This is a genomic window from Nakamurella multipartita DSM 44233, from assembly GCF_000024365.1.
Lineage (GTDB): Bacteria > Actinomycetota > Actinomycetes > Mycobacteriales > Nakamurellaceae > Nakamurella > Nakamurella multipartita.
The window spans coordinates 769,970-793,045 of record NC_013235.1; the positions used below are offsets into that span (position 1 = coordinate 769,970).

Genomic DNA, 23,076 nt, shown 5'->3' on the forward strand with positions numbered 1-23,076 from the left:
AACAGGCAGTATCGAGCAGGTGAGCATCAGGGTGGTGGGCATCGGCGGGTCCGTGGACGACCATTCGCAGTCGGATCGCGTGTTACGGGCGGTGCTGGCGCAGGCGGTCGAGTTGGGCGCCGATGTCCAGATGTTCACCGGCCTGGATCTGGATCTGCCGCCGTACCACACCGGGGCCGTGCTGCCGGCCCGGGCCACCGGCTACGTGGCCGCGGTCCGGCGGGCCGACGCCGTGGTGATCAGCTCGCCCGGGTACCACGGGACGGTGTCCGGCCTGGTCAAGAATGCCCTGGACTATCTGGAAGAGCTACGCGAGGACGAGCGGCCCTACCTGGACGGTCGCGCCGTCGGGCTGATCGCGGTGGCCCGGGGTTGGCAGGCTGCGGTCTCCACACTGTCCACGCTGCGCCAGGTGGCGCATGCCCTGCGCGGCTGGCCGACCCCGCTGGGACTGGCCATCAACAGCACCGCGACCCGCTTCGACCAGGACGGGTCGACCACCGACGAGGCCGCCGCCGCGTCGGTGCGCCGGCAGGCCGAGCAGATGGTCGACTTCGCCCGACGCTGGTCCCGGCTGCCGTCGGCCTGACCGGGCGTTGCACCGGGCTCGTCCGCCGGTCGGCCACGCACGGGTCCCTCCTCGCGCGGGGCTGCGCCCTGACGCCGGGCTGCGCCCTCGCGCTGGGCTGGGCCCTCACGCCGGGCCTCGCCCCCTCGCGGGGGGCGCCGGCCGGTGCCATCCTCGACCCGGGTGGGCGCGCACCGTCGGGCGCCCGGCCGGAGAGGACTGACATGAGCGCTGTGCCGACTCCCGCGACCGACCAGCTCCGGGCCGCGCGCGATCTGCTGCTGCAGTACCGGGACGACCGCGACCAGGCCGTCGAACGCTTTCGCTGGCCCCGACCCACCACGTTCAACTGGGGCGTCGAGTGGTTCGACGTGATCGCCACGGAGCACCCGGACCGGCCCGCGCTGGTCATCGTCGAACCGGACGGTTCGGTGGGCTCCTGGACCTATGGTCAGCTCGCCCGGCGTACGGATCAGGTGGCCGGCTGGCTGCGGGCCAACGGGGTGCAGCGCGGCGACCGGATCGTGCTGATGCTGGGCAACCAGGTCGAGCTGTGGGAGATCGTGCTGGCCGCGATCAAGATCGGCGCGGTCATCATCCCGGCCAGCACCCTGCTCACCCCGGACGATCTGGCCGACCGGGTGGGCCGCGGCGGTGCCCGGTTCGTGGTTGCCCGGGACGTGGACACCGACGGGTTCCGGCACGTGCCCGGCGTCTTCGTGCGGATCGCCGTCGGCCGCCCGGTCGACGGGTGGATCGAGTACGAGGACAGCGCCGCCTACCCCGACGAGGGTTTCGTGCCCGAGGGAGTCTCCCGGGCCGGCGACCCGCTGCTGCTCTACTTCACCTCGGGCACCACCGCGCTGCCCAAACTGGTCGAGCACACCCAGATCTCCTACCCGATCGGGCATCTGAGCACGATGTACTGGATCGGCCTGCGGCCCGGCGACGTGCACCTGAACATCTCCTCGCCCGGGTGGGCCAAGCACGCCTGGTCCTGCGTGTTCGCGCCCTGGCTGGCTCAGGCGACGGTGCTCGTCTTCAACTACGCCCGGTTCGACGCGGTCGAGCTGATGCGGGTGCTCGACGAGCAGCGGGTGAACACCTTCTGCGCACCGCCGACCGTGTGGCGGATGCTGATCCAGGCCGACCTGAGCCGCCTGACCACGCCGCCGCGGGAGCTGGTCGGGGCCGGGGAACCGCTCAATCCCGAGGTGATCGAGCAGGTCCAGCGGGCCTGGGGAGTGACCATCCGGGACGGCTTCGGGCAGACGGAGATGACCCTCGCGGTCGGCAACGCGCCGGGTCAGCCGGTGCGCCCGGGCTCGATGGGTCGGCCGATGCCCGGCTACCGGGTGGAGCTGCTGGATCCCAGCACCGGAGCGCCGGGGGAGGAGGGCGAGCTGTGCGTCGACCTGTCCGCCGGGACCGTGGGGCTGCTCGCCGGGTATCACGGCGAGCCGAAGCGGACCGCCGAAGCCACCCGGGGCGGCTACTACCACACCGGTGACCTGGCCTCCCGGGATGCGGACGGGTACCTGACCTACGTCGGCCGGGACGACGACGTATTCAAGGCGTCGGATTACCGGATCTCGCCGTTCGCCGTCGAATCGGTGCTGTTGGAGCACCCGGCGGTGGCCGAAGCGGCGGTGGTGCCCTCGCCGGATCCACTGCGACTGGCCGTGCCCAAGGCCTACGTCGTGCTGGCCGAGGGCTACCACCCGAACAAGGTCGCCGCGCGGCTGATCTTCGAGCACTCCCGGGACCGGCTCGCTCCCTACCAGCGGATCCGGCGGCTGGAGTTCGGGCCGCTGCCCAAGACCATCTCCGGCAAGATCCGCCGGGTCGAACTGCGCGGGCAGGAGCAGCAGCGGCACGGCGCCGGCGGCGCCGGTCAGTCCGCGGCCGAAGCCGGCATCGAGTACCGCGTGGAGGACTTCCCCGAACTGCGTTGACGAGGGGTTGATCGGGGCTTGATCGGTGGGTTGGTCGGGCCGTGGCAGGATCGGCGGGGTGCTGACTCGCGTCGATCACATCGACTTCAAGGTGCCCGATCTGTCCGTCGCGCTGGAGTTCTTCGCCGGCCTGGGGTTCGTGGAGGTTCGCCGCACGCCGGCCCGGGGCTCGGTCGAGGTGGCCCTGCCGGGTGCGGGCCAGGTGATCTTCGAGCTCCGGGAGGACACCAGCCTGGACGCCTTCGTGATGGACCACATCGCCTTCGGGCTCCACCGACCAGGCGGCCGACGTGGCGGCGCTGACCGCCGCCGGCCGCACGTTCAGCCGGGAGAACACCTTCATTCCCGTTACCGGCAAGACCATTTCCGACTTCACCGACCCGCACGGGCAGCGCTGGCAGCTCTCGGACTGACTTCAGCCGGCCGCCAGCACCTGCCGGACGAACGCGATCTCGCAGGCCTGCTGGCGGATCCGCTCGGCGGTGACGCCCGAGCCGTGCCCGGCGTCGTACCGGTAGACCTGATAGGCGGCGCCGCGCGCGGCCAGCGCGTCCAGGTAATTCTCGATCTGCCGAATGGGGCACCGCGGGTCGTTCGCCCCGGCCAGCACCAGCACCGGTGCCCGGACGTGGTCCACCCAGGTCAGCGGTGACGAATCGCGGTAGGCCTGCGGTACCTCCTGCGGCGACCCGCCGAACAGGGCCCGGTCGTAGGCGCGCAGCGGCTCCATCTCGTCCTCGTAGGCGGCCGGGTAGTCGGCGACCGGGACCCCGGCCACGCCCGCGGTCCACCGCTGCGGCTGAGTGCCCAGCGCGAGCAGCGTCAGAAACCCGCCCCAGGAATACCCGGCGATCACCGAGCGGGCCGGGTCGGCGATTCCGGTCGCGACGACATGGTCGTGCACGGCGGCGATGTCGGCCAGCTCGGTGTGCCCGATGCGTTCGGTCAGGGCATCCCGCCAGACCGACCCGTAGCCGGTCGACCCCCGGTAGTTGACCTGCACCACCGCGAACCCGGCGTCCAACCAGGCCGCCCGGGCGGGGTCGAACGCGTCGTCGTCGGCCGCTGCCGGACCCCCGTGCACCGAGAACACGGTCGGCCACGGCGCGCCCTCCGTCACCGCCGGCGCCGCATCCGGGACGGCCAGGAAGGCATGGATCGGCCCACCCGGGCCGTCCACCCACAGGTCCTGCAACCCGCTGCTGCCCGGGGCGGGCTCGCCGGGCGGGCGGAACAGCTCCCGCTCGCCGCCGTCGGCGTCGAGCACGCGCAGCCCGGCCGCGGTGCCGCCGTCGGTCCAGCGGTACCAGATCGACCCGTCGGGGCGCGGGGCGACACCGGTCACCACCCCGCGCGCGGTGGGCAGTGCGCGCAGGGTGCCGGTCCTCAGGTCAACGCGATGCACGGTGTCCCGGCCGGCATGGCTGTGCCGGACGATCAACGCCGCGGCGTCGTCGGTGAATTCGGCGTCCAGATCGCCGGGCAGGTCCAGGATCAGCTCGGTGGCCGTCCCGGCGACCGGATCCCACAGCAGCAGCTCGTCCCGGCCCCGCCGCTCATGGCCGATCACCATGCGCTGATCGCCGGCCAGCGGGCTGACCGCCAGCACGTGCAGGCCGCGTCCGGGCGCATCCGAGAGCTCGCCGACCACCCGTCCGTCGGCGGTCGAGATCGCCCGCAGCGCTGGGTACCTGGCGTCGCCGTGCTCGGTGTGGGCGAGGATCCAGATGGACTCGTCGGTGCTCAGCGCGCTGACCGAGGCGTCCTCGGGATGCCGGTAGACGACCGTGCTCGGGCCGCCCGTGACGCTCCGGTGGATCCGGGTGCCCTCGTCGTCGGCGAACCCGGCCAGCACCAGCTGCCGGCCGACCTCCAGCCCGGCCGGGTAGCCGGCCGGCGCGTCCGGCAGCGGGTGCCCGGCGGGCGTCGTCGGGTCGGCGCCGAACGGCTGGGTCCGCCAGCAGCCGAACTCGTCGCCGTCGTGGTCGTCGAACCACCACAGCGTCGACCCGTCGGCGGACAGGGTGGCCATCGACGTGCCGTCCGGACGGTCGGTGGCCACCACATGACGGTCGGCGCTGACATCCCAGCACCAGACCTCGGTGCGGCCGGTGGCGTTGGCGGTGTAGTACGCGCGGTTCGGCTCGTCCCGGGCGTGGTGCGGCAGCGAGGTGCGGACCGCGGTGAATCGGCGCTGCCAACGGGACTCGAGCGCGGGGTCATCGAACAGCCTCGTGGGCGGTGTGGCGATCGGGTGGGCGAGACGGTCGACAGAAGGCATCCCTGCATCCTGCCCGGCCGGTCGACCTGCGGTCGCCAACCGACAGTTTGTGACTTAGCGTAGGCGCATCGTGACCAAAGGTCGTCGTCAACACGCGGGGCTGGTGCATATGAGTGTTCGTGGTCGGGCGCTGGTCGCGGCATTGCTGGTGGCTCTGGCCGCCGGGCTGACCGTAGTGGTCGCCCCCGGCGCGGCCGCGCAGCCGCTGGTCGTCCAGGCGGCGCGGGCGAACTGCGACGGCGCCAATCCCACCCCGGCCGCGCGGGCGGCGGCGGTACGCACCACCATCGGGGTCGCCAAATCGATGGGCGTGGGCCGGCAGGGACAGATCATCGCGGTGATGGTGATGCAGCAGGAGTCCTCGCTGCGCAATCTGGCCAACGACGGCACCAGTCAACAAAGTGCGTCGTGGCCGTGGCCGGGCCGGGCCTATTGGCTGGCCACCACCAAACTGTCCTTGCGGTACCCGCATGACAAGTTCGGCGCGTTCGATGGCGCTCATGACACCGACTCGATCGGCCTCTATCAGCAGCGTCCCGCCTACGGCTGGGGCGACTACGGGGTGAGCAACGGAAAGACCGATCCTGTCGGGGTGGTCCGGCGTCTGCTCGATCCGCGCTGGCAGGCCATGGCGTTCTTTGGCGGTCCCCGTAGCGCGGCGCCTACCTCGGGGCTGCTGGACATACCGGGGTGGCAGTACTTGACGCTCAACAATGCCGCCCAGCGGGTGCAGGGAAGCAACAACCCGACCCTTTACGGGCAGTGGGAATCGCTCGCGACCGCGTACGTAGACGCTAACCAGGACGCTCCGGCGATCGATCTGCCATGGTCACCCGGCGGCGGCCGAGACCTGGCCGGCTGTGCCGAGCCGCTGGTGATCAGCCTCAAAGCTCAAGCGAATGGCCGGTGGGTGGTAGCCGAAAACGGCGGGGCTTCCCCGCTGATCGCCAATCGAACCGCGATTGGCTCCTGGGAGCAGTATGACCTCATCGTCTCCAGTGGCACCCGGGTGACGTTGCGCTCGCACGCCAACGGCGCCTTCGTGTGCGCTGAGAACGGAGGGGCCTCCAGCCTCATCGCCAACCGTGGGGCGGCCGACCTGTGGGAGACATTCATCCTGATCCCCAATGCGGACTCGACGATCTCGCTGAGATCGGCGGTCAACTACCGGCTGGTCACCGCCGAGAACGGGGGCGGGGCGCCGCTCATTGCCAATCGGACAGCTGTCGACACCTGGGAGAAGTTTGATCTGGTCGGCTCCTGAGCTCAGCGACCGTCGCCGGCCTGACGAGCACCTAAGGGTTCGTGCCGCACACTGTTCGCGTGCTGAACGAGAACCAGGTGTGACGTGACCGCCATCGGTGCGCTGACCGAGGTTGCCGGCCGGGCGGTGCAGGCCGAGGCGACCGTGCGGTCGGCGGCGTGGCAGGACCAGGGGGCGATCGACGCCGCCACCCAGCGGGTGGACCGGGCCCTGCGGGTCGACCGCGAAGCGCTGTCCCGGCCGGCGCTGGATGCGGTGCAGCCCTCGGGACGGTGGCGGTATCGGCTCGATCAGATGCTGATGCCGGACCGGGACGTGGTGGGCCAGGCGCCGCCGGAAGACCTTGTCGAGGCCGCGGCGCAGGCCGCCGCGGACGCCGACGCCGCCGTGGCGACGGCCCGGCTGGCGTTGCTGGAGGCGCATCGGGCGGTGCTGCAGGCCCGGGGGGCGGCGCTGCGGGCCGGGGACTCCGACGCGGTGGCGGCCACCGTCCGCGGGTACCGGCCACTGGCGGGCAACCCGACGCTGTCCCACGGCAAGGAGCTGGGCACGGGGGTGAGCCGGGAGATGAGCGCGGTGCTGCGCGCCAAGCCTCGCTCGATCCTGGTCAAGCTCGGCATCAGTCTGGGCCTGGGCCTGGCCTACCTGGGCTTCATCCGGCTCTACCAGTGGGACGAGAAGAGCGAACTGGCGCCGTTCCTGGCGTTGTACGCGCTGTCCGGGGTGATCGGCGGGGTGGTGTGCACGAACGCCTTGAGCTGGGACGCCACCCGGGTCCGGGAGGCGCTGACCAGCGGACGGCGGCTGTGGCACGTCATGCTGAGCAAGAACCTGACCATGTTCGTGCTGGTCGGCGCGGTGGGGGTGGTGCTCAGCGTGCTGCTGGCCTGGCGCACCGGGGCCTACGGCACCAGCCTGGTCAAGGCGCTCGGCCAGCTGGTCACCATGATGCTGCTGTGGCTGGGCGTGGGCAATGTGCTGTCGGTCGTCTCGCCGCTGCGCGTCGAGCCGCTCAAGGCCCGCTTCAAGGACGGCACGCTCAAGCCGTTCCTGCTGTCCTTCGTCGTGTCCTACGTGCTGGGTCTGGGCGTCAACCTGATGCTGACCTGGCGGGTCTGGGCCAAGCAGTCGATGATCGACGAGCTGGGCGGCGTCACCCTGCCCGTGCTCACGCTGGTGCTCAGCGGGCTGCTGATCTACCTGCTGCTGACGGTGCTCGCGGTGAACCTGGCCGACCAGCCCCGGTTCCGGCGGGCGTTACTGCGCGAGATGGTCGACTACAAGGCCCTCAAGTCCACTGCTCCGGCGGCATCGGGGCCGGCCGGAGCCTGACCGGCGGCACCGACGACAAGGGCCCCGCTCGATGATCGAGCGGGGCCCTGCCTGCCTTCTGGTCGGGGTGACAGGATTTGAACCTGCGACCTCTTCGTCCCGAACGAAGCGCGCTACCAAGCTGCGCCACACCCCGAAAGCCTGCAGAAGTCTAGCTGATGCGGGAGGGCCCTTCTGACCACTTTGCCGCCGCGAACCCTCCGCAGTCCCGGCGCGATCCTCAGCCGGCTCCGGCCACCGAGGGCCGCGCTGATCCAAGGACCACCGAACCCGGCAAACCGGGCGCCGAATCATGCTTTGGATCAGCGCGCCGCCTGCGGGCGCGGCCGGGCGACCGCCAGGCTCAGGCCGGACGGGCCCGCAGGGTCAGCAGGGTGGCCTCGGGGCGGCAGCACAGGCGCATCGGCATATAGGGGCTGGTGCCCAGGCCGGCGGAGACGTTGAGCATGGTGTGCGAGCCCCAGCGGGACACCCCGCGGGCCCGGGAGCGGTCCAGACCGCAGTTGGTGACCACGGCACCCAGGCCGGGTACGCGGATCTGTCCGCCGTGGGTGTGGCCGGCCAGGATCAGGTCGTAGCCGTCCAGCGCGAAGCGGTCCAGGATGCGGGGCTCGGGGGTGTGGGTGACGCCCAGCCGCAGCACCGCGTCCTGGTCGGCCGGGCCCTCGATCAGCTCGTAGTGATCCCGCTTGGTGTAGGCGTCGTTGACCCCGGCCAGGGCCAGCCGCTGCCCACGCAGGTCGATCGTGGTCTTGGCGTTGTTCAGGTCGATCCAGCCCCGCTCGGCCATGCCGGCGCGCAGGTCCTGCCAGGGCAGGCTGGTGCCGCGGATCGGGGCCGGGCTGCGGGGCATGAAGTAGCGGTGCGGCGACTTGGGCACCGGGGCGTAGAAGTCGTTGTTGCCGAAGACGAACGCCCCGGGCAGGTCCAGCAGGTCACCGAACGCGGCCAGCGCGGTCGGCACGGCCCGCAGGTGCGAGAGCGTGTCGCCGGTGTTGATGACCAGGTCGGGCCGCAGGTCGGCCAGGGCACTGACCCACTCGATCTTGCGCCGCTGATCCGGAACGATGTGCAGGTCGGACAGGTGCAGCACGCGGATCGGCCACGCCCCGTGATCGAGCACCGGCAGGTCGACCCGGCGCAGCGTGAAGGCCCGTGGTTCCACCAGCGTCGACCAGGCGGCCGTCGCGACACCGGTGAGGGCAAGGCCCCCGGCCGCCGCCGCCAGGGTCCGTCCGCGGGACGGACGCCCGCCGGCGGAGGGTCCGGGTGCGGGTGCGGTGGATGCAGGCATGATCGGCAGCCTAATCATCATGATCGGCTGGCCCGGTCAGCACCGGCCGGAATCAGCCGCCGGACCCGCCCGCCGAGACTCCCAAGGTGATCTGCCCGCCGGGCAGCGCGGTCGTCTTGGGGTTCTGGTCGACCACGATGTTGACCGAGGCGCCGGTGTCCTGCTTGGGGGCGACGGCCACCGTGAAGCCGGCCGCGGTCAGCAGCGTCTTCGCATCGTCCACGTTCTTGCCCACCACGTTGGGCACCTGCGTGCTGGCCGAGCCCTTGATGTAGGTGGTCGACGCCGGCCGGAAGAACGTGTCCGGCTGGTTCTCCTTCAGCGGCTTCATGGTGGCCATCCAGGTGGCGGCCGGGATCGAGCCACCGCCCATCCCGGAGCCGCTCATTGCCTCGTCGGTCGAGCAGGACCGGATCGGGTCCTTGCAGATCGACTGAGGTCGCGGTTCGGAGTCCCAGGCGATGACCGAGGCGCTCATCTCGGGGGTGAAGCCGAGGAAGGCCGAGGACTTGTACTCCTGGGTGGTGCCGGTCTTGCCGGCCGCCGTCCAGCTCCAGCCGGCCGCCGACGCGCTGGCCGCCGCGGTGCCGCTGCCGGTGAAGTCACCCTCCATGGCCACGGCCAGGGTCCGGGCCAGCTCGGCCGGCACGGCCTGCTCACAGGGGGTCTTGTCCCAGGTGACGAACTTGCCGTTGCGGTCGGTGATGGTGTCCACCGGGGTGGGCGGGCACCACTTGCCGTCCGAGTTCAGCGTCGCTCCGACGTTGGCCAGCTCCAGCGGGCTGACCGGCGACACACCCAGCGTGAACGAGGCCATCTTCTGGGCGGTGACCTGCGCGGTGTAGTCGGTGCCGGCGCTGGCGAACGCCGGATCGACGTCGCCGGCGTCCAGTTGGTAGCCCTTGAGGCCCAGCCGAACCGCCATCTCGGCGACCTTTTGCAGGCCGACCTGGTCCTCGAGGGCGACGAAGCCGGTGTTCGGGGAGGTGGCCAGGGCCTGCGCCAACGTCATCGACGTCGGGTAGCTGGTCGCGTTCTTGAACGTCGCGGACGGCACCAGCGGGCTCTCGTACTGGGCCGGCACGTCGATGGTGGTGTTGGTGCCCAGTCCCATCTCCATCGCGGCGGCCGCGGTGAAGATCTTGAAGGTCGATCCCGCCCCCAGCGGGGCGAAGGTGGTGGGCAGCCGCTGCACGGTCTCGCCCTTGGTCGGGTCCAGGCCGTAGGGCCGGTTCGCGGCCAGGGCCAGCACCTTGCGGGGTTCGTCCTTGCCGACGACGGCGACGGTGTTGGCGATGCGCTCGACCCCGGGCACCGACGGGTCGGCGTTGGCAGTGGCCGCGGCCTTCGCCGCCGCCATCACCGTGGGATCCATGGTGGTCTTGATCGTCCAGCCGGCCTCGGCGACCGTGTCGCTGTCGAAGCCCGCGTTGGACAGGTAGTCCAGCACGTACTGGCAGAAGTACCCGTTGGTCTGCGAGTTGTCCGCCGGGATGCAGCCGTTGCGGGTCCGCTTCGGGTTCAGCCCCAGGTCCTGCTGCTTGGTCGCCTCGGCCGTGGCCTTGGACAGCCGGCCGGTGCTGACCATGACGTCCAGCACCAGGTCACGACGGTCCCGTGCGTCCTGCACGTGGTTCTCGTCGAGCGGGTTGTACTTGGGCGGGTTGTTGACCATGCCGGCCAGCAGGGCGGCCTGGGCCAGGGTCAGCTTGTCCGCGGACGTGCCGAAGAACCACTGGGACGCCGCCTCGGCGCCGTACTGGGAGGGCCCGAAGGCGACCAGGTTCAGGTACCGCTCGAGGATCTCGGCCTTGCTCAGCGTCTGCTCCACCTGGAGGGCGAGCTTGGCTTCCTTGAGCTTGCGGATGGGGGTGGTGGCGATCGCGTCGGCCTTCTCGGCCTCGGTCTTGGCCTCCACCAGGTACAGGTAGTTCTTCACGTACTGCTGGGTCAGGGTCGAACCGCCCTGGGCGGCCGCGTCGGCCTGCGCGTTGCGCAGCATGGCCCGCACGGTGCCGCGCCAGTCGACGCCCTGGTGCTGGTAGAACCGGCGGTCCTCCATCGACACGACAGCGACCTGCAGGTAGTCCGAGATCGAGGACAGCGGGACGTACACCCGGTTCTGGTTGTACAGGGTCGCAATCGGCGCCCCGGTGGCGTCGGTGACGGTGGTGCGCAGGGGGATCTCCGCGGTCAGCGGGTCCGCCTGGGCCCCGTCGATGGCATCGGTCACCGCGTTCGACGCGATGCCCATCCCCACGGAATAGGGCAACAACAGCCCCGCCACCAGCACCCCGGCCAACAGGGTGCCCAGAATCAAACGCCCCAGACCGCTCATCACACGCACCGGGTCAGGCTACCGGCGGTCAGGTGTGCCGGAGGTGATCCCGGGATACTCGCCACATGGCCGCCGGGCGGGCAACCTGGCCGGCGGCGACGCGTCCTATCCGGTTTCGGCCGGCCGGTACGAGGTCCCGTGGGTGAGCCGGAGCCCGATCTCGCGCAGCGCGGGCAGATCGTGCGCGTCCGAGGGCAACGCCGGTACCTCGACCACCGGCAGGTCCGAGTGCACCCGGTCGAAGCGGCCCCGCATGTGCAGTTCGGCGGCCCGGACCTCCAGCCGCTGCCGGTGGATGTCCAGCACCGCGGCCGCCAGCGGCGCCGCATCGCCGAGCTTGTCGGTCGCGAGCTGGGCCGGGCCGGCGGCCAGGTCGGCCAGCGGTGGATGCGTCCGGTTCAGGATCAGTCCGGCCAGCGGCATGTGCTCGGCCCGCAGCCGGTCGGTGAAGTAGGACGCCTCGCGCAGCGCGTCGCCCTCGCAGATCGAGACCACGACGAACTTGGTGCCCGGCGCCCGCAGCAGCTCGTAGGTGGCCTGGGCCCGTTCCCGGAAGCCGCCGAACATGTCCTCGAACAACTGCACGAACTGGGCGGCATCGGTCAGCAGCTGCCCGCCCAGGACGGTGGTGACCGCCTTGGAGAACAGGGTGAACCCGGCGCCGACGATCTTCATCACGCCCCGGCTGGGGGTGGCCAGCAGCTTGATCATCCGGCCGTCCATGAAGGAGGACAGCCGCTGCGGTGCGTCCAGGAAGTCCAGCGCCGACCGACTCGGCGGGGTGTCCACCACGATCAGGTCGAACTGGTTGGTCGCGGCCAGCGTGGCCAGTTTCTCCATGGCCATGTATTCCTGCGTGCCCGAGAACGAGGAGGAGATGACCTGGTAGAAGGGGTTGGACAGGATCGCCTGGGCCCGCTCCGGGGTGGAGTGGGCCGAGACCATCTCGTCAAAGGTGCGGCGGGTGTCCAGCATCATCGCCCACAGCTGCCCGTCCGGACTGGCCAGCGGGACGTCGACCCGGCGGGGGTCGTTGTCCAGCTCGTCCAGCCCCAGCGACTGGGCCAACCGCTTCGCGGGATCGATGGTCAGCACGGCGACGTTGCGGCCGGCGTCGGCCGCCCACAGCGCCATCGCCGCGGCCGTGGTCGTCTTGCCGACGCCACCGGATCCGCAGGTCACCACGATGGTGGTCCGCGGGTCGGCCAGCAGCGGGGCCAGGTCCAGGACGGGGTTGGCCCCCGCCGCGGAGCGTGTGGGCATCAGTCCACTCCCTGCTCGGCCAGCCGGTCGGCCAGCTCGTAGACGCCGCCGAGGTCGCCGCCCTCGACCAGCCGGGGCAGCTCCAGCATGGGCAGCCCGGCGGCGGCCAGCTGCTCGCGGCACTGCTGCTCGTCCAGCACCCGGATGGCGTGCTCGGTGGCCTGCTCCCGCAGGCCGTCCAGGACGGCGGGGGTCGGCTCGACGCCGGCCGCCCGCAGCGCGTCGGCCAGCCCGTCGGTGTCCAGCTCGCCGCGGGCCGCCGCGTCCAAGGCCGCGCGGGGCAGCTGCGGGGAGGTGGCCGCGTTCACGATGATCGTGCCGACCGGCAGGCTCTGCGCCCGCAGCTGTTCGATCGCCTCCAGGGTCTCGGTGACCGGCATGTCCTCGAGCAGGGTGACCAGGTGCACGATCGTGTCCGGCGAGTGCAGCAACCGCACGACGCCCTCGGCCTGGCTGTGGATCGGCCCGCGTTTGGCCAGGCCGGACATGGCCTCGGTGACGCCCAGGAAGGTGACTACCCGGCCGGTCGGCGGGGCGTCGAGCACCACCTCGTCATAGACCGGACGGTTGTCCGAGCCGATCCGGGTGACCGTCTCCTTGACCTTGCCGGTCAGCAGCACGTCGCGCAGGCCGGGGGCCAGGGTGGTGGCGAACTCCACCGCCCCCATCTTTTTCAGGCTGCGGCCGGCGAAGCCGAGGTTGTAGAACATCTCGAAGTACTCCAGCAGCGCGGCCTCGACATCGACGGCCAACGCCCGGACCTCGCCGCCGCCGGTGGCGACGGCCACCTTCTTCTCCTGGTAGGGCAGCGGGGGCACGTCGAACAGCCGGGCGATGCCCTGGCGTTCCTCCACCTCGACCAGCAGGACGCGGCGCCCGTTGGTGGCCAGCGCCAGGGCCAGCGCGGCGGCCACGGTGGTCTTGCCGGTGCCGCCCTTGCCGGTGATGACGTGCAGGCGGGCCCGCCGGCAGGCTCCGGTCCACGGCTCGGTGGTTGACGCTGCGGTCGACGGCTCGATCGCGTCGGCATCGGTCGCCGGGTGGGCGACAGGTGTGGGCAGCGCGCTCATGCCGAACCCACCACGGCGAGCGGCACCGGGGTGGCGTGCTCCAGGGTGCGCCCGACGGTGCAGTAGCGGTGCACGGCCCGGGTCACCACCGCGCGCAATTGCTCCTGGGCCTGCGGATCCAGGCCGGACAGATCGAGGGTCATCGTGGAGGCCAGTCGGGTGAATCGTCGCTCGACCGGGTCGTGATCGCCGGTCACCGCGATGCTGACCTCGCTCTCGCCGCCCAGCCGGCGGGAGACCACATGATCGGCGGACAGGCCCACGCAGCCGGCCAGCGCGATCCGCAGCAGCTCGGTGGGCGAGTACGCGCCCGCGGAGCCGGCCAGACCGATCGGAATGGCGGTCGCCCGGCCGTTACCGGCGGCGTAGCGGCCCGGCCCGGTTCGGTCCACCCGCACCCGTCCGGTGTCGGCGACCGGGTCGAGCGGGTCGACGGGACGGGGGTGGCGGGGGTCGGCCATCTCTCGATCCTGCCAGGACCGGCGACGGCCCGGCTCGGCGCCCGCTGGACGGAACCCGGTCAGTCGGCCAGGGCCATGACCACGATGGCGACGAGCGGAACGAGGATGAGGACGCCGCCGACCCACAGCGGCAGCAGCAACGCGGCGGCGAACCCGGCCGGAATGACCAGCGCGCCGGGCAGTGCCCGCTTGGTGGCCATGGCCAAGGTCCACCCGGGCCGCTCGCGCAGCGAGTCGTACCAGAGCAGGACCAGCACGGCCAGCAGCAGCGCGGCCAGCACCGCCGCGGCCCAGTGCCACCCGTCGACGACCACCGCGCCAGGATAGGCCGGACCAGGCCTGCGAGGCCGCCATGGAGCACGTCGGCCAAGCTTGCGAGGCCGCCATGGGGCACGGTCGGCCAAGCCTCCTAGAGTCAGGGCATGTCATCTCCCACTTCCGGCCGACGCACCTTCGAGTACGCCACCGTTCCGTTGCTCATCCACGCCACCAAGCAGATCCTGGACACCTGGGGCGAGGACGGGTGGGAGCTGGTCCAGGTGGTCCCGGGCCCGAACCCGGAGCAGCTGGTGGCCTACCTCAAGCGCGAGCGGTCGTGACCAGCCCGTCCGCCCGCCTGGCCGAGTTGGGCATCACGCTGCCGCAGGTCGCCACCCCGGCCGGTTCCTACCTGCCGACCGCGCGCACCGGGAACCTGCTGTTCACGGCGGGCCAGCTGCCCTTCGTGGACGGCCGGCTGCCGGCCACCGGCAAGGTCGGGGCCGAGGTCTCGCCCGAGGACGCCAAGGAGTACGCCCGGCTGGCCGGGCTGAACGTGCTGGCCGCCATCGACTCGGCCGTCGGCCTGGATGCGGTGGAGCGGGTGGTCAAGATCGTCGGGTTCGTCGCGTCCGCGGAGGGCTTCACCGGCCAGCCCGGCGTGATCAACGGGGTGTCCGACCTGATGGCCGAGGTCTTCGGCGAGGCCGGCCGGCACGCCCGGTCCGCGGTCGGGGTGGCCGAACTGCCGCTCGGCTCGCCGGTCGAGGTGGAAGCGATCGTTCAGGTTCGCTGACCGGTTCGCTCAGCGACCCGGCGGCGGTCCGAGCTCCGCGGCGGCGGTGGCCAGGTTGGCCGCGTGGGCCTGGGCCATGCCGGGTTGCCGGAGCCGGTCGTCGACCGGCGTCCGGCCGCGGGTCAGGGCGCTCAGATAGGCCTGGTCGGCCGCCCAGCGGAGCGCCGCGGCCCCGTCCGCGGCGATTCGGCCGTGGCCGGGGATCAGGACCCGGGCCTGCGCCGCCGGCTCGCGCAGCCGGGCCAGCCCGGCGGCGTACGCGGCCGGGGTCGAGTCCTCCAGCAGCGGCAGCTCGACGTCGCTGAGCATGTCCCCGGCGATCAGGACGCGCTGTTCGGGCAGCCAGAGCGCGGTGTGGCCGGGGGAATGCGCGTCATGGGTGAGCAGCCGGACCTCCGGTCCGGGCCAATCCAGCGCCGTCCCGGCCACTGCGCCGGGCCCTCCTTCGCGGAGGCCTCCTGCGTCCGGGCCTCCTGCGCCGAGGCCTACTGCGTCGACCCGTCCGACCAGGTCGGCCAGCTGGGCCGGCCAGTCCGGGCCCAGGCCGGCGACGATCGCGTCGCGGTCGGCCGCGCACTGCCGGGCCACGGCAGGCGACGCCAGACGGGGCGCCGAACCCAGGGCCGGGTGCCAGAGCAGGTGGTCGTGGTGGGCGTGGGTGGCGAACCCGAGCGCGACCTCGATGCCGGCGGCGGCCACGTCCGCGGCCAGCCCGGCCAGCTCGTCGGGATCCCAGGACGGGTCGACCAGCAGGGCGTGGCCGTCCGCGACGACCAGCGTGCTGGTGGTGCGGTCCCGCCGGCTCGTCGTCACCCCGATCCGGACGTCGCAATCGTCCACCACCCACTGCCAGCTCCGGTGCATCGACCCTCCTCGCTCGGCCATCTAGGTTGGCATCGTGACTGACACCGAGGCGATCCGGCCCGCGGCGACCGTGATGCTGGTCCGCGACGGCGTGGACGGCCTGGAGACGTTCGTGCTGCGGCGGGTGTCGGCGATGGCCTTCGCGGCCGGGATGACGGTCTTTCCCGGTGGCGGCGTCGACCCGGGGGACCGGGACGAGAGCATCGGCTGGGCGGGCCCGGACCGGCAGTGGTGGAGCGACGCCCTGGGCGAGGACGCCGACCCGGCCCTGGTGGTGGCCGCCGTGCGCGAGCTGTTCGAGGAGACCGGGGTCCTGCTGGCGAGCCGGGACGGCGGGTCCCCGGAGGTGCTCGGCGAGGACGTCCGGGCCGCCATCATCGACCGTCGGGCCAGCCTGGCCGGCGTGCTGGCCCGGGCCGGTCTGACCATCCGCACCGACCTGCTGCGGCCGTGGGCGAACTGGTTGACCCCGCCCGGGCAGGGTCGCCGGTACGACACCTTCTTCTTTGCCGCTGCGTTGCCGGCCGGGCAGCAGGCCCGGATGGTGACCACGGAGGCCGACCTGGGCCAGTGGCGGCGTCCGGCCGACATCCTGGCCGATGCAGTGGCCGGCACGACCAAGCTGATGCCGCCGACCCGGGTCATGCTGGCGGACCTGGCCGCATTCGCATCGGTCGAGCAGGTGCTGGCCGCACCCCGGGTGGTCACCAAGATCCGGGTCCGGCGCGAGGATGTGGCCCGGTTGCTGGCCGGCGCGGATCTGGAGGTCCCCCGATGAATGCTGCGAATCGTCCGCCCCGGACCGCGTTGACCCCGGTCACCAGTCACGCCGCCGTCCGCCTGGCCCCCAACCCGGGCCCGATGACGCTCGACGGCACCAACAGCTACGTGCTGTCTGGCAACGGGGGCCGCTCGTCGGTGATCGTCGACCCCGGGCCGGGCGACCCCGGACACCTGGACGCGCTGGCCGCGGTCGGCGACGTCGAGCTGATCCTGATCACGCACCGGCACCACGACCACACCGAGGGGGCGGCCGAGCTGGCCGCAGCCACCGGGGCACCGGTGCGGGCGGCCGACCCGGCCTTCTGCCGGGGCGGCGAACCCTTGCGCGACGGTGAGCTGGTCGCCGCGGCCGGACTGCCGATCGAGGTGCTGGCCACGCCCGGACACACCGCCGACTCCGTCTGCTTCCGGCTGCCGTCGGACTCGCCGGACCGGCCGCACGGCGCGGTGCTCACCGGGGACACGATCCTGGGTCGCGGCACCACGGTCATCGCACCGCCCGATGGCAGCCTGGGCGACTATCTGGGCTCGTTGCGGGTGCTGGCCGCGTTGGGCCGGGCGGCCGTGCTGCCGGCCCACGGCCCGCAGCAGCCCGACCTGCAGGCCCTCGCCGCCGCTTACCTGGCCCACCGGGAACAGCGGCTGGATCAGATCCGGGCCGCGCTGGTGCAGCTGGGCGCGGACGCCGACGTGGCCGCGGTGACGGACTTCGTCTACCACGATGTCGACGTCTCGGTGCGCCGGGCGGCCGAACACTCGGTCGCCGCCCAGCTGGGCTACCTGCGTGCCCCGGGCGGCCGGTGACCGACCCGCGCCGGGCCGGCCTGGCGGCCGTCCTGCCGGTGCTGGCCTGTCCGCTCTGCGCGCAGCCGCTGGAGCGGGCCGGGGAGAGCGTCGGCTGCGAGGCCGGGCACCGCTTCGACATCGCCCGGGGCGGCCACCTGACCCTGCTCGGCCGGACCTCCCGGACGGACACCGGCGACACCGCGGACATGGTCGCGGCCCGGCAACAGTTCCTGGACGCCGGGCACTTCGCGCCGATGACGGCGGCGATCGTGGCCGCCGCCGGCGGCGGGCCGGTGCTCGACCTGGGGGCCGGCACCGGCCATCACCTGCGGGCCGTGGTCGAGGCCGGCACCCCGGACACGATCGGGGTGGCCGTGGACACCTCGACCTGTGCGGCCCGCCGAGCGGCTCGGGTGCATCCACGGGTGGGTGCGGTGGTCGCCGACGCGTGGTCCCGATTGCCGGTGCGCGACGGCTCGATCGGGACCGTGCTCAACGTGTTCGCGCCCCGGGATCCGGACGAGATCGCCCGGATCCTGCGGCCCGGTGGGCGCCTGGTCGTCCTGACGCCCGACCCTGGGCACCAGGCCGAGCTGCGCGTGCACATCGGGTTGCTGGCCGTCGACGCGGACAAGGCGGCCCGGTTGCGGGACACCCTGGGCCGGGTGATGCGCCCCGCGGGGACGACCCCGGTCCGGCACCGGATGCGGCTGGGGCGCCAGGACGTGGACCGGCTGATCCGGATGGGCCCGTCGACCTACCACCTGCCCGAGCCGGCGCGACGGGACGCGGTCGCGCGCATTCCGGAGGTCACCGAGGTGACCATGGCCGTCACGGTCAGCGTGTTCACCCGGCCGTGAGGTGGCCCCGCGTGGGGCCGGTCCGGCCCGGCGGGGTGGTTCAGCGGGCCCGGCGGACCAGCCGTTCGGTGTCCAGCAGGACCACGCTCTTGCCCTCCAGGCGCAGCCAGCCGCGGTGCCCGAAGTCGGCCAGGGCCTTGTTCACGGTCTCCCGGGAGGCGCCGACCAGCTGGGCCAGCTCCTCCTGGGTCAGGTCGTGAGTGACGCGCAGGTGGCCGCCCTCCTGCTGCCCGAACTGGCGGGCCAGCTGCAGCAGCGCCTTGGCCACCCGGCCTGGCACATCGGTGAAGATCAGGTCGGCCAGCGCGTTGTTGGTGCGGCGCAGCCGGCGGGCCAGGACCCGCAGCAGCTGCTCGGCGATCTCGGGACGCTTGTTGATCCATTCCCGCAGGCCGTCGCGGTCCATGGTGCCGAGCCGGACGTCGGTGACCGCCGTCGCCGACGAGGTCCGCGGGCCCGGGTCGAACACCGACAGCTCGCCGAACATGTCCGACGGGCCCATCACCGCGAGCAGATTTTCCCGGCCGTCCGGGGAGTGCCGGCCCAGCTTGACCTTGCCGGACAGGATGATGAACAGCCGGTCCCCGAGCTCTCCCTCGGAGAAGATCGCGCTGCCGCGGGCGTACTCGACCGTCTCCAACTGCGAAGCCAGGGCCGCCGCTGCATCCGGGTCCACCCCTTGGAAGATCCCGGCCTTCGCGAGCGTTTCTTCCACCCTGTCCTCCTGATTCATTCCCCCGACGGGGCAGCCGGAGACCAGGTCGGCGGCTCCGGCTGAGACGCACAGCACAGTCTAGGGGGTCGGGGCCGGGCGCTCTCGTTCGACGTGCGGGTGTCCCGGCAGGTGGGATCGATGATCACCAACCAGCCCGCGCCGCGGCCGGTGATCAGGGCGGTCGGCCCGCTCAGACGTCGGCCGCGCCCGCGTCCTTGACGCCGTCCCGATGCCGGCGACGCAGCCGCGGGCGGCGGCGCAGGCGGAACTTGGCAAAGGCCTTGGTCCAGCCCTCGCGGATGAAGGTGTTGACCTCTTCGGGCTTGGCCGTGTCCAGGAACTCCTGCACGTCCGCCTCGCTGACCGTGGCCGTCTTCAGGCGTCGCTCGAGCCGCTCCATCAGCAGGGCGAACACCATCAGCAGGAGCGGGATCAGCAGCACCAGGAAGACCGTCATGGTGGCTCCATCATTCCCCATCGCCGGGCCGGTTCGCAGCCGGCGCCGCCCCCGCGGGTCGTCGCCGCCCGAGCCGGCGGGAACCGGACAACCGGCGCGGGCCAGGAACGTCGTACCCATGTGGCAACCTGGCAGCGTGGTCAACAGCGCGCTCAGGACGGACCCGGAACCGGTGGCCGGCGGGTCGGCCGTGCCGTCCGGACCGTCGGCACGAAAGGCCCCGTCCGGGCGACGGGCCAAGGCCCCGGCCACCCCGCTGGCGCGTACCCGCCGGGCCCGGCAACTGGCCGGCCAGCTCGCGCTGGGCTATCCGGACGCCCACTGCGAACTGGACTTCACCACCCCGCTGGAACTGGCCGTCGCCACCATCCTGTCCGCCCAGTCCACCGACGCCCGGGTCAACCTGGTCACGCCGGCCCTGTTCGCCCGCTACCGCAGCGCGGCCGACTACGCGTCGGCGTCCCGGTCCGAGCTGGAGGAGCTGATCAAGTCCACCGGCTTCTTCCGGAACAAGACCTCCTCGTTGATCGGTCTGGGTCAGGCCCTGGTCGAGCGGTTCGACGGCGAACTGCCCTCCACGCTGGCCGACCTGGTCACACTGCCCGGTTTCGGCCGCAAGACCGCGAACGTGGTGCTGGGCCACGCCTTCGGCGTTCCCGGCATCACCGTGGACACCCACATGGCCCGGCTGGTCACCCGCTGGGGGCTGACCACCCAGACCGACCCGGTCAAGATCGAGGCCGAGCTGAACGAGCAGCTGCCCCGGGCCCAGTGGACCGCGTTCTCCGATCGCACGATCTTCCACGGCCGACGGGTGTGCCACGCCAAGAAGCCGGCCTGCGGGGCCTGCTTCCTGGCGCCGCTGTGCCCGGCCTACGGGGCGGGGGCAGGCGTGGTCGAGCCGGAGGCGGCCGCCGCGTTGGTGGTCGGGGCCGAGCGTCCGCATCTATTGGCGATGGTCGGTCTGGCGTGAACCAGGACGGCGGGGCGGGCGAGCCGCGGCTGGTCGGCCGGCGGCTGATCGCCGATCGGGCCGAGGCGACCGGGCTGCCGGCGTGGATGCAGACCCTGATCCAGGCGGTGGACGGTCGCCGGTTGCCGGGGCCGATCGCCCGGCTGGGCGGGGCGGCCCCGGCGTCGGCGCGGCGCGGCGCCGTGTTGATGCTGTTCGCCGACGGCCCGGCCGGGCCGGATCTGCTGCTCACGCAGCGCTCGGCGACCATGCGCTCGCACGCCGGCCAGCCGGCGTTCCCGGGCGGGGCCAACGACCCGGGCGAGGACGCGGTGACCGCCGCGCTGCGCGAGAGCTTCGAGGAGACCGGGGTCGACCCGGCCTCGGTGCTGCCGGTCGCGCTGCTGCCCGAGCTGTTCCTGGCGCCGTCGAGCTTCCTGGTCAGCCCCGTGCTGGCCTACTGGCGCGAACCCGGCGAGGTGCGCGCGGTCGACCCGGCCGAGACGGCCACGGTCGCCCGGGTCCCGGTCAGCGAGCTGTCCGATCCGGCCAACCGCGGCCAGGTCCGGCTGTCCAACGGCTGGATGGGCCCGGCGTTCCGGGTGGCTGACCTGCTGGTGTGGGGTTTCACCGCCGGGCTGGTGGACTCGCTGCTGGACCTGGGCGGCTGGGCCCGGCCGTGGGACCGGGATCGGCTCTTCGACCTTTCGGACGTCCGGTGAGCGGCCCGGGCCAGTCGGTGGGCCGGTCATGACCGGCTTCACCGTCGTCGACGTGATCGTCGTGCTGCTGGTGGTCGCCGCGGCGATCGCCGGCTACCGGCAGGGCTTCATCACCGCGATGTTCACCCTGGTCACCGCGGTGGCCGGGGCGATCGTGGCGATCTGGCTGGCGCCGATGGTGATGGACCTGGTCCAGGACTCGACGGCCAAGATCGCCATCGGCATCGCCTGCGTGATCGTCGGGGTGGGCGTCGGCGAGATCGCCGGGGCCACGGTCGGCCGGGCGATCTCGCGCAAGATCAGCTGGCGGCCGGCGCAGGCCGTCGACCGCACGCTCGGGCTGTTCGGCAACGCGCTGGCCGTGCTGCTGGTGATCTGGCTGATCGCGGTGCCGCTGGCCGCCGTGCCGTTCCCCTGGCTGTCCTCGGCCATCCGCGGCTCGGCCGTGCTCGGCAAGGTCGATGAGGTCATCCCGAGCCAAGCGCAGGACCTGTCCATCCGGCTGCGCGAGGTGTTCAACGGGTCCGGGTTCCCGGCCATCCTGGATCCGCTCGCGCCCACCCCGAACACCGCGGTCGACCCGCCCGACCAGCAGGTGGTCGCCGCCAGCGGGGTGGCAGCCGCCGCGAACTCGATCCTGAAGGTGCGGGCGACAGCCGAGTCGTGCGCGCGCCGGATGGAAGGCACCGGTTTCGTCATCGGACCGGGCAAGGTGCTGACCAACGCGCACGTCGTGGCCGGCTCCGACCGCGCGGTGGTGGAATCGGCCGACGGCAATCTGCGGGCCACGGTCGTGCTGTACGACCCGCAGACCGACCTGGCCGTGCTGGACGTGCCCGACCTGAGTGCCCCGGCCCTGCCCTGGGCGGAGCAGCCGGCGGCGTCCGGCTCGGACGCCGTGGTCGCCGGGTTCCCGCTGGACGGCCCGTACACACTGGTCCCGGCCCGGGTGCGGTCGGTGATCCAGCTGCGCGGGCCGAACATCTACTCCAACGCCACGGTGACCCGTGAGGTCTACACGCTGCGGGCGCAGGTGCAGCCGGGCAACTCCGGGGGCCCGTTGCTGGCCCCCGACGGCAGCGTGCTCGGGGTGATCTTCGGCGCGGCGATCGACGAGACCGACGTCGGGTTCGCGCTCACCGCGGCCGAGGTGGCTCCGGTGGTGCAGGCCGGGCTGGTCGACGACACCGCCGCCTCGACCCAGAGCTGTACGGCCGCCTGATCAGGGCTGTTGCGCCCGGGTGGCGTGGGCGATGATCAGCCGGGTCACCAGGTCGGGGGCCTCCTCGGCCGGGTAGTGGCCCACCCCGCGCACGGTGGACAGGGTGTACCAACCGGTGCACTGCTCGCGGGCGTCGGTCAGCGACGAGGCCGGCGTGAACCGGTCGGCGTCACCGACCATGTGCAGGACCGGCGCGGTGACCGGCCGGGTCAGCGCCTCGCGGTGCTGGTGGCCGTCATGGCGCAGCGGCGAGCGGGCCACCCACCGCAGGTGCTCGACCGCGCCGCGGGCCGCCCCCGGGATCCGGATCGCCAGCCGCATCTTGGCCATCGTCTCGCCGAAGTCGCGCGAGGCCTTCCAGACCGGCCCGGACTGCGAGCGCACGATGCGTTCCAGCAGGGCACCGTTCGCCGCGGCCAACCGGTGCTCGGGGTAGAAGGGAATGGACGCCCAGGACAGCAGTCGCCCGTACCGGTCGGAGCGGACGGGCCGGCGCACCTTGGCCATCCGGATCGGGTGCGGCGCCGCGATCGCGACCACGCCGCGCACCTGGTCCGGCTTCATCACCGCGGTGTTGAACGCGGTCACGCCGCCGTAGCCGTGCCCGACCAGCACCGCGTCCCGCTCACCCAGCGAACGGACCAACCCGGCGACGTCGTCGGCCAGGGTGAAGGCGTCGTACCCGCGGGGGGTCTTGTCGCTGTCCCCGTAGCCGCGCAGGTCCGGGGCGACCACCCGGAAGCCGGCCTGGGCCAGCCCGGGGATCTGATACCGCCAGGACCGCCAGTACTGCCCGAACCCGTGCAGCAGCACGACCAGGGGCCCGGTACCGGCC

24 protein-coding genes and 1 tRNA gene are annotated in these 23,076 nt (G+C 72.4%); 13 read left to right on the plus strand and 12 right to left on the minus strand.

All coding sequences use genetic code 11. The annotated features are described in order from the left end of the window. The first annotated feature begins 19 nt into the window (after positions 1–19). The 3 genes from NAMU_RS30335 (at position 20) to NAMU_RS31345 (ending at position 2,936) form a co-directional block, all read left to right on the plus strand. Complete coding sequence (locus NAMU_RS30335; RefSeq protein WP_015746030.1) at positions 20–589, plus strand: NADPH-dependent FMN reductase; 570 nt, start codon at positions 20–22, stop codon at positions 587–589. Between the two features lie 203 nt (positions 590–792). After that, positions 793–2,523, plus strand: coding sequence for an AMP-binding protein (locus NAMU_RS03490; protein ID WP_015746031.1), 1,731 nt, complete (start codon positions 793–795; stop codon positions 2,521–2,523). Between the two features lie 290 nt (positions 2,524–2,813). Then, complete coding sequence (locus NAMU_RS31345; RefSeq protein ID WP_015746032.1) at positions 2,814–2,936, plus strand: hypothetical protein; 123 nt, start codon at positions 2,814–2,816, stop codon at positions 2,934–2,936. Positions 2,937–2,938: 2 nt separating this feature from the next. On the opposite strand, the gene NAMU_RS03495 is transcribed toward NAMU_RS31345, so the two are convergent. Further along, positions 2,939–4,804, minus strand: coding sequence for a S9 family peptidase (locus NAMU_RS03495; RefSeq protein ID WP_015746033.1), 1,866 nt, complete (start codon positions 4,802–4,804; stop codon positions 2,939–2,941). A 70-nt stretch (positions 4,805–4,874) separates the two neighbouring features. Between NAMU_RS03495 and NAMU_RS26990 the strand changes: the two genes are divergently transcribed. Continuing rightward, entirely contained in the window at positions 4,875–6,068 is a 1,194-nt protein-coding gene (locus NAMU_RS26990; protein ID WP_138179926.1) for a fascin domain-containing protein, read from the plus strand. Positions 6,069–6,152: 84 nt separating this feature from the next. Beyond that, positions 6,153–7,400, plus strand: a complete 1,248-nt coding sequence (locus tag NAMU_RS03505; RefSeq protein WP_015746035.1) for a hypothetical protein — start codon at positions 6,153–6,155, stop codon at positions 7,398–7,400. A 59-nt stretch (positions 7,401–7,459) separates the two neighbouring features. Here NAMU_RS03505 and NAMU_RS03510 read toward each other — a convergent pair. The 7 genes from NAMU_RS03510 to NAMU_RS29735 form a co-directional block, all read right to left on the minus strand. Beyond that, a tRNA-Pro gene (locus NAMU_RS03510) sits at positions 7,460–7,536 on the minus strand. A gap of 207 nt (positions 7,537–7,743) precedes the next feature. Continuing rightward, positions 7,744–8,694, minus strand: a complete 951-nt coding sequence (locus NAMU_RS03515; protein ID WP_138179928.1) for a metallophosphoesterase — start codon at positions 8,692–8,694, stop codon at positions 7,744–7,746. Positions 8,695–8,746: 52 nt separating this feature from the next. Continuing rightward, a complete protein-coding gene (locus tag NAMU_RS03520) occupies positions 8,747–11,032 on the minus strand; it encodes a penicillin-binding protein (protein ID WP_015746037.1) in 2,286 nt (761 codons plus the stop codon). Positions 11,033–11,137: 105 nt separating this feature from the next. Continuing rightward, positions 11,138–12,295, minus strand: a complete 1,158-nt coding sequence (locus tag NAMU_RS03525; protein WP_015746038.1) for an ArsA family ATPase — start codon at positions 12,293–12,295, stop codon at positions 11,138–11,140. Beyond that, positions 12,295–13,365 carry an ArsA-related P-loop ATPase gene (locus NAMU_RS03530; protein ID WP_015746039.1) on the minus strand — a complete coding sequence of 357 codons (1,071 nt, stop codon included), beginning with the start codon at positions 13,363–13,365 and terminating at the stop codon, positions 12,295–12,297. The genes NAMU_RS03525 and NAMU_RS03530 overlap by 1 nt, the downstream gene beginning before the upstream one ends. Then, positions 13,362–13,826 carry an OsmC family protein gene (locus tag NAMU_RS29730; protein ID WP_015746040.1) on the minus strand — a complete coding sequence of 155 codons (465 nt, stop codon included), beginning with the start codon at positions 13,824–13,826 and terminating at the stop codon, positions 13,362–13,364. The genes NAMU_RS03530 and NAMU_RS29730 overlap by 4 nt, the downstream gene beginning before the upstream one ends. Positions 13,827–13,885: 59 nt before the next feature. Beyond that, positions 13,886–14,140 (minus strand): hypothetical protein, encoded by a 255-nt coding sequence (locus tag NAMU_RS29735; RefSeq protein WP_015746041.1) that lies wholly within the window; start codon positions 14,138–14,140, stop codon positions 13,886–13,888. Between the two features lie 108 nt (positions 14,141–14,248). Between NAMU_RS29735 and NAMU_RS30340 the strand changes: the two genes are divergently transcribed. Both NAMU_RS30340 and NAMU_RS03545 read left to right on the plus strand, forming a co-directional pair. Then, on the plus strand, positions 14,249–14,425 hold the full coding sequence (locus NAMU_RS30340; protein WP_015746042.1) for a hypothetical protein: 177 nt from the start codon (positions 14,249–14,251) through the stop codon (positions 14,423–14,425). Next, positions 14,422–14,880 carry a RidA family protein gene (locus tag NAMU_RS03545; protein ID WP_015746043.1) on the plus strand — a complete coding sequence of 153 codons (459 nt, stop codon included), beginning with the start codon at positions 14,422–14,424 and terminating at the stop codon, positions 14,878–14,880. The genes NAMU_RS30340 and NAMU_RS03545 overlap by 4 nt, the downstream gene beginning before the upstream one ends. Positions 14,881–14,889: 9 nt before the next feature. Here the strand turns inward: NAMU_RS03545 and NAMU_RS03550 are convergent, their stop codons facing one another. After that, positions 14,890–15,744 (minus strand): MBL fold metallo-hydrolase, encoded by an 855-nt coding sequence (locus NAMU_RS03550; RefSeq protein ID WP_015746044.1) that lies wholly within the window; start codon positions 15,742–15,744, stop codon positions 14,890–14,892. Between the two features lie 34 nt (positions 15,745–15,778). On the opposite strand from NAMU_RS03550, the gene NAMU_RS03555 reads away from it, so the two are divergent. From NAMU_RS03555 to NAMU_RS03565, 3 genes are read left to right on the plus strand one after another with little or no spacing between them, the layout of a single operon-like run. Next, the gene (locus NAMU_RS03555) at positions 15,779–16,522 is read left to right on the plus strand and encodes an NUDIX hydrolase (protein WP_015746045.1); all 744 of its coding nucleotides are present in this window, start codon (positions 15,779–15,781) and stop codon (positions 16,520–16,522) included. After that, a complete protein-coding gene (locus tag NAMU_RS03560) occupies positions 16,519–17,331 on the plus strand; it encodes an MBL fold metallo-hydrolase (RefSeq protein ID WP_015746046.1) in 813 nt (270 codons plus the stop codon). The genes NAMU_RS03555 and NAMU_RS03560 overlap by 4 nt, the downstream gene beginning before the upstream one ends. Beyond that, positions 17,328–18,173 (plus strand): putative RNA methyltransferase, encoded by an 846-nt coding sequence (locus NAMU_RS03565; RefSeq protein ID WP_015746047.1) that lies wholly within the window; start codon positions 17,328–17,330, stop codon positions 18,171–18,173. Before NAMU_RS03560 ends, NAMU_RS03565 begins: the two co-directional genes overlap by 4 nt. Positions 18,174–18,213: 40 nt before the next feature. Here NAMU_RS03565 and NAMU_RS03570 read toward each other — a convergent pair whose 3' ends face one another. Both NAMU_RS03570 and NAMU_RS03575 read right to left on the minus strand, forming a co-directional pair. Further along, complete coding sequence (locus tag NAMU_RS03570) at positions 18,214–18,888, minus strand: Crp/Fnr family transcriptional regulator (RefSeq protein ID WP_015746048.1); 675 nt, start codon at positions 18,886–18,888, stop codon at positions 18,214–18,216. 190 nt (positions 18,889–19,078) lie between these two features. Then, positions 19,079–19,345: a hypothetical protein gene (locus NAMU_RS03575; protein ID WP_015746049.1), complete on the minus strand. Its 267-nt coding sequence runs from the start codon at positions 19,343–19,345 to the stop codon at positions 19,079–19,081. A gap of 118 nt (positions 19,346–19,463) precedes the next feature. Here NAMU_RS03575 and nth point away from each other — a divergent pair, with 118 nt between their 5' ends. The 3 genes from nth to NAMU_RS03590 are packed head-to-tail and all read left to right on the plus strand — an operon-like array spanning position 19,464 to position 22,241. After that, a complete protein-coding gene (nth, locus tag NAMU_RS03580) occupies positions 19,464–20,318 on the plus strand; it encodes an endonuclease III (protein WP_015746050.1) in 855 nt (284 codons plus the stop codon). Further along, a complete protein-coding gene (locus tag NAMU_RS03585; RefSeq protein WP_015746051.1) occupies positions 20,315–21,019 on the plus strand; it encodes an NUDIX hydrolase in 705 nt (234 codons plus the stop codon). The genes nth and NAMU_RS03585 overlap by 4 nt, the downstream gene beginning before the upstream one ends. 28 nt (positions 21,020–21,047) lie before the next feature. Beyond that, positions 21,048–22,241 carry a MarP family serine protease gene (locus NAMU_RS03590; RefSeq protein WP_015746052.1) on the plus strand — a complete coding sequence of 398 codons (1,194 nt, stop codon included), beginning with the start codon at positions 21,048–21,050 and terminating at the stop codon, positions 22,239–22,241. Here NAMU_RS03590 and NAMU_RS03595 read toward each other — a convergent pair whose 3' ends face one another. Next, positions 22,242–23,054: an alpha/beta fold hydrolase gene (locus NAMU_RS03595; RefSeq protein ID WP_015746053.1), complete on the minus strand. Its 813-nt coding sequence runs from the start codon at positions 23,052–23,054 to the stop codon at positions 22,242–22,244. Positions 23,055–23,076: the final 22 nt, after the last annotated feature.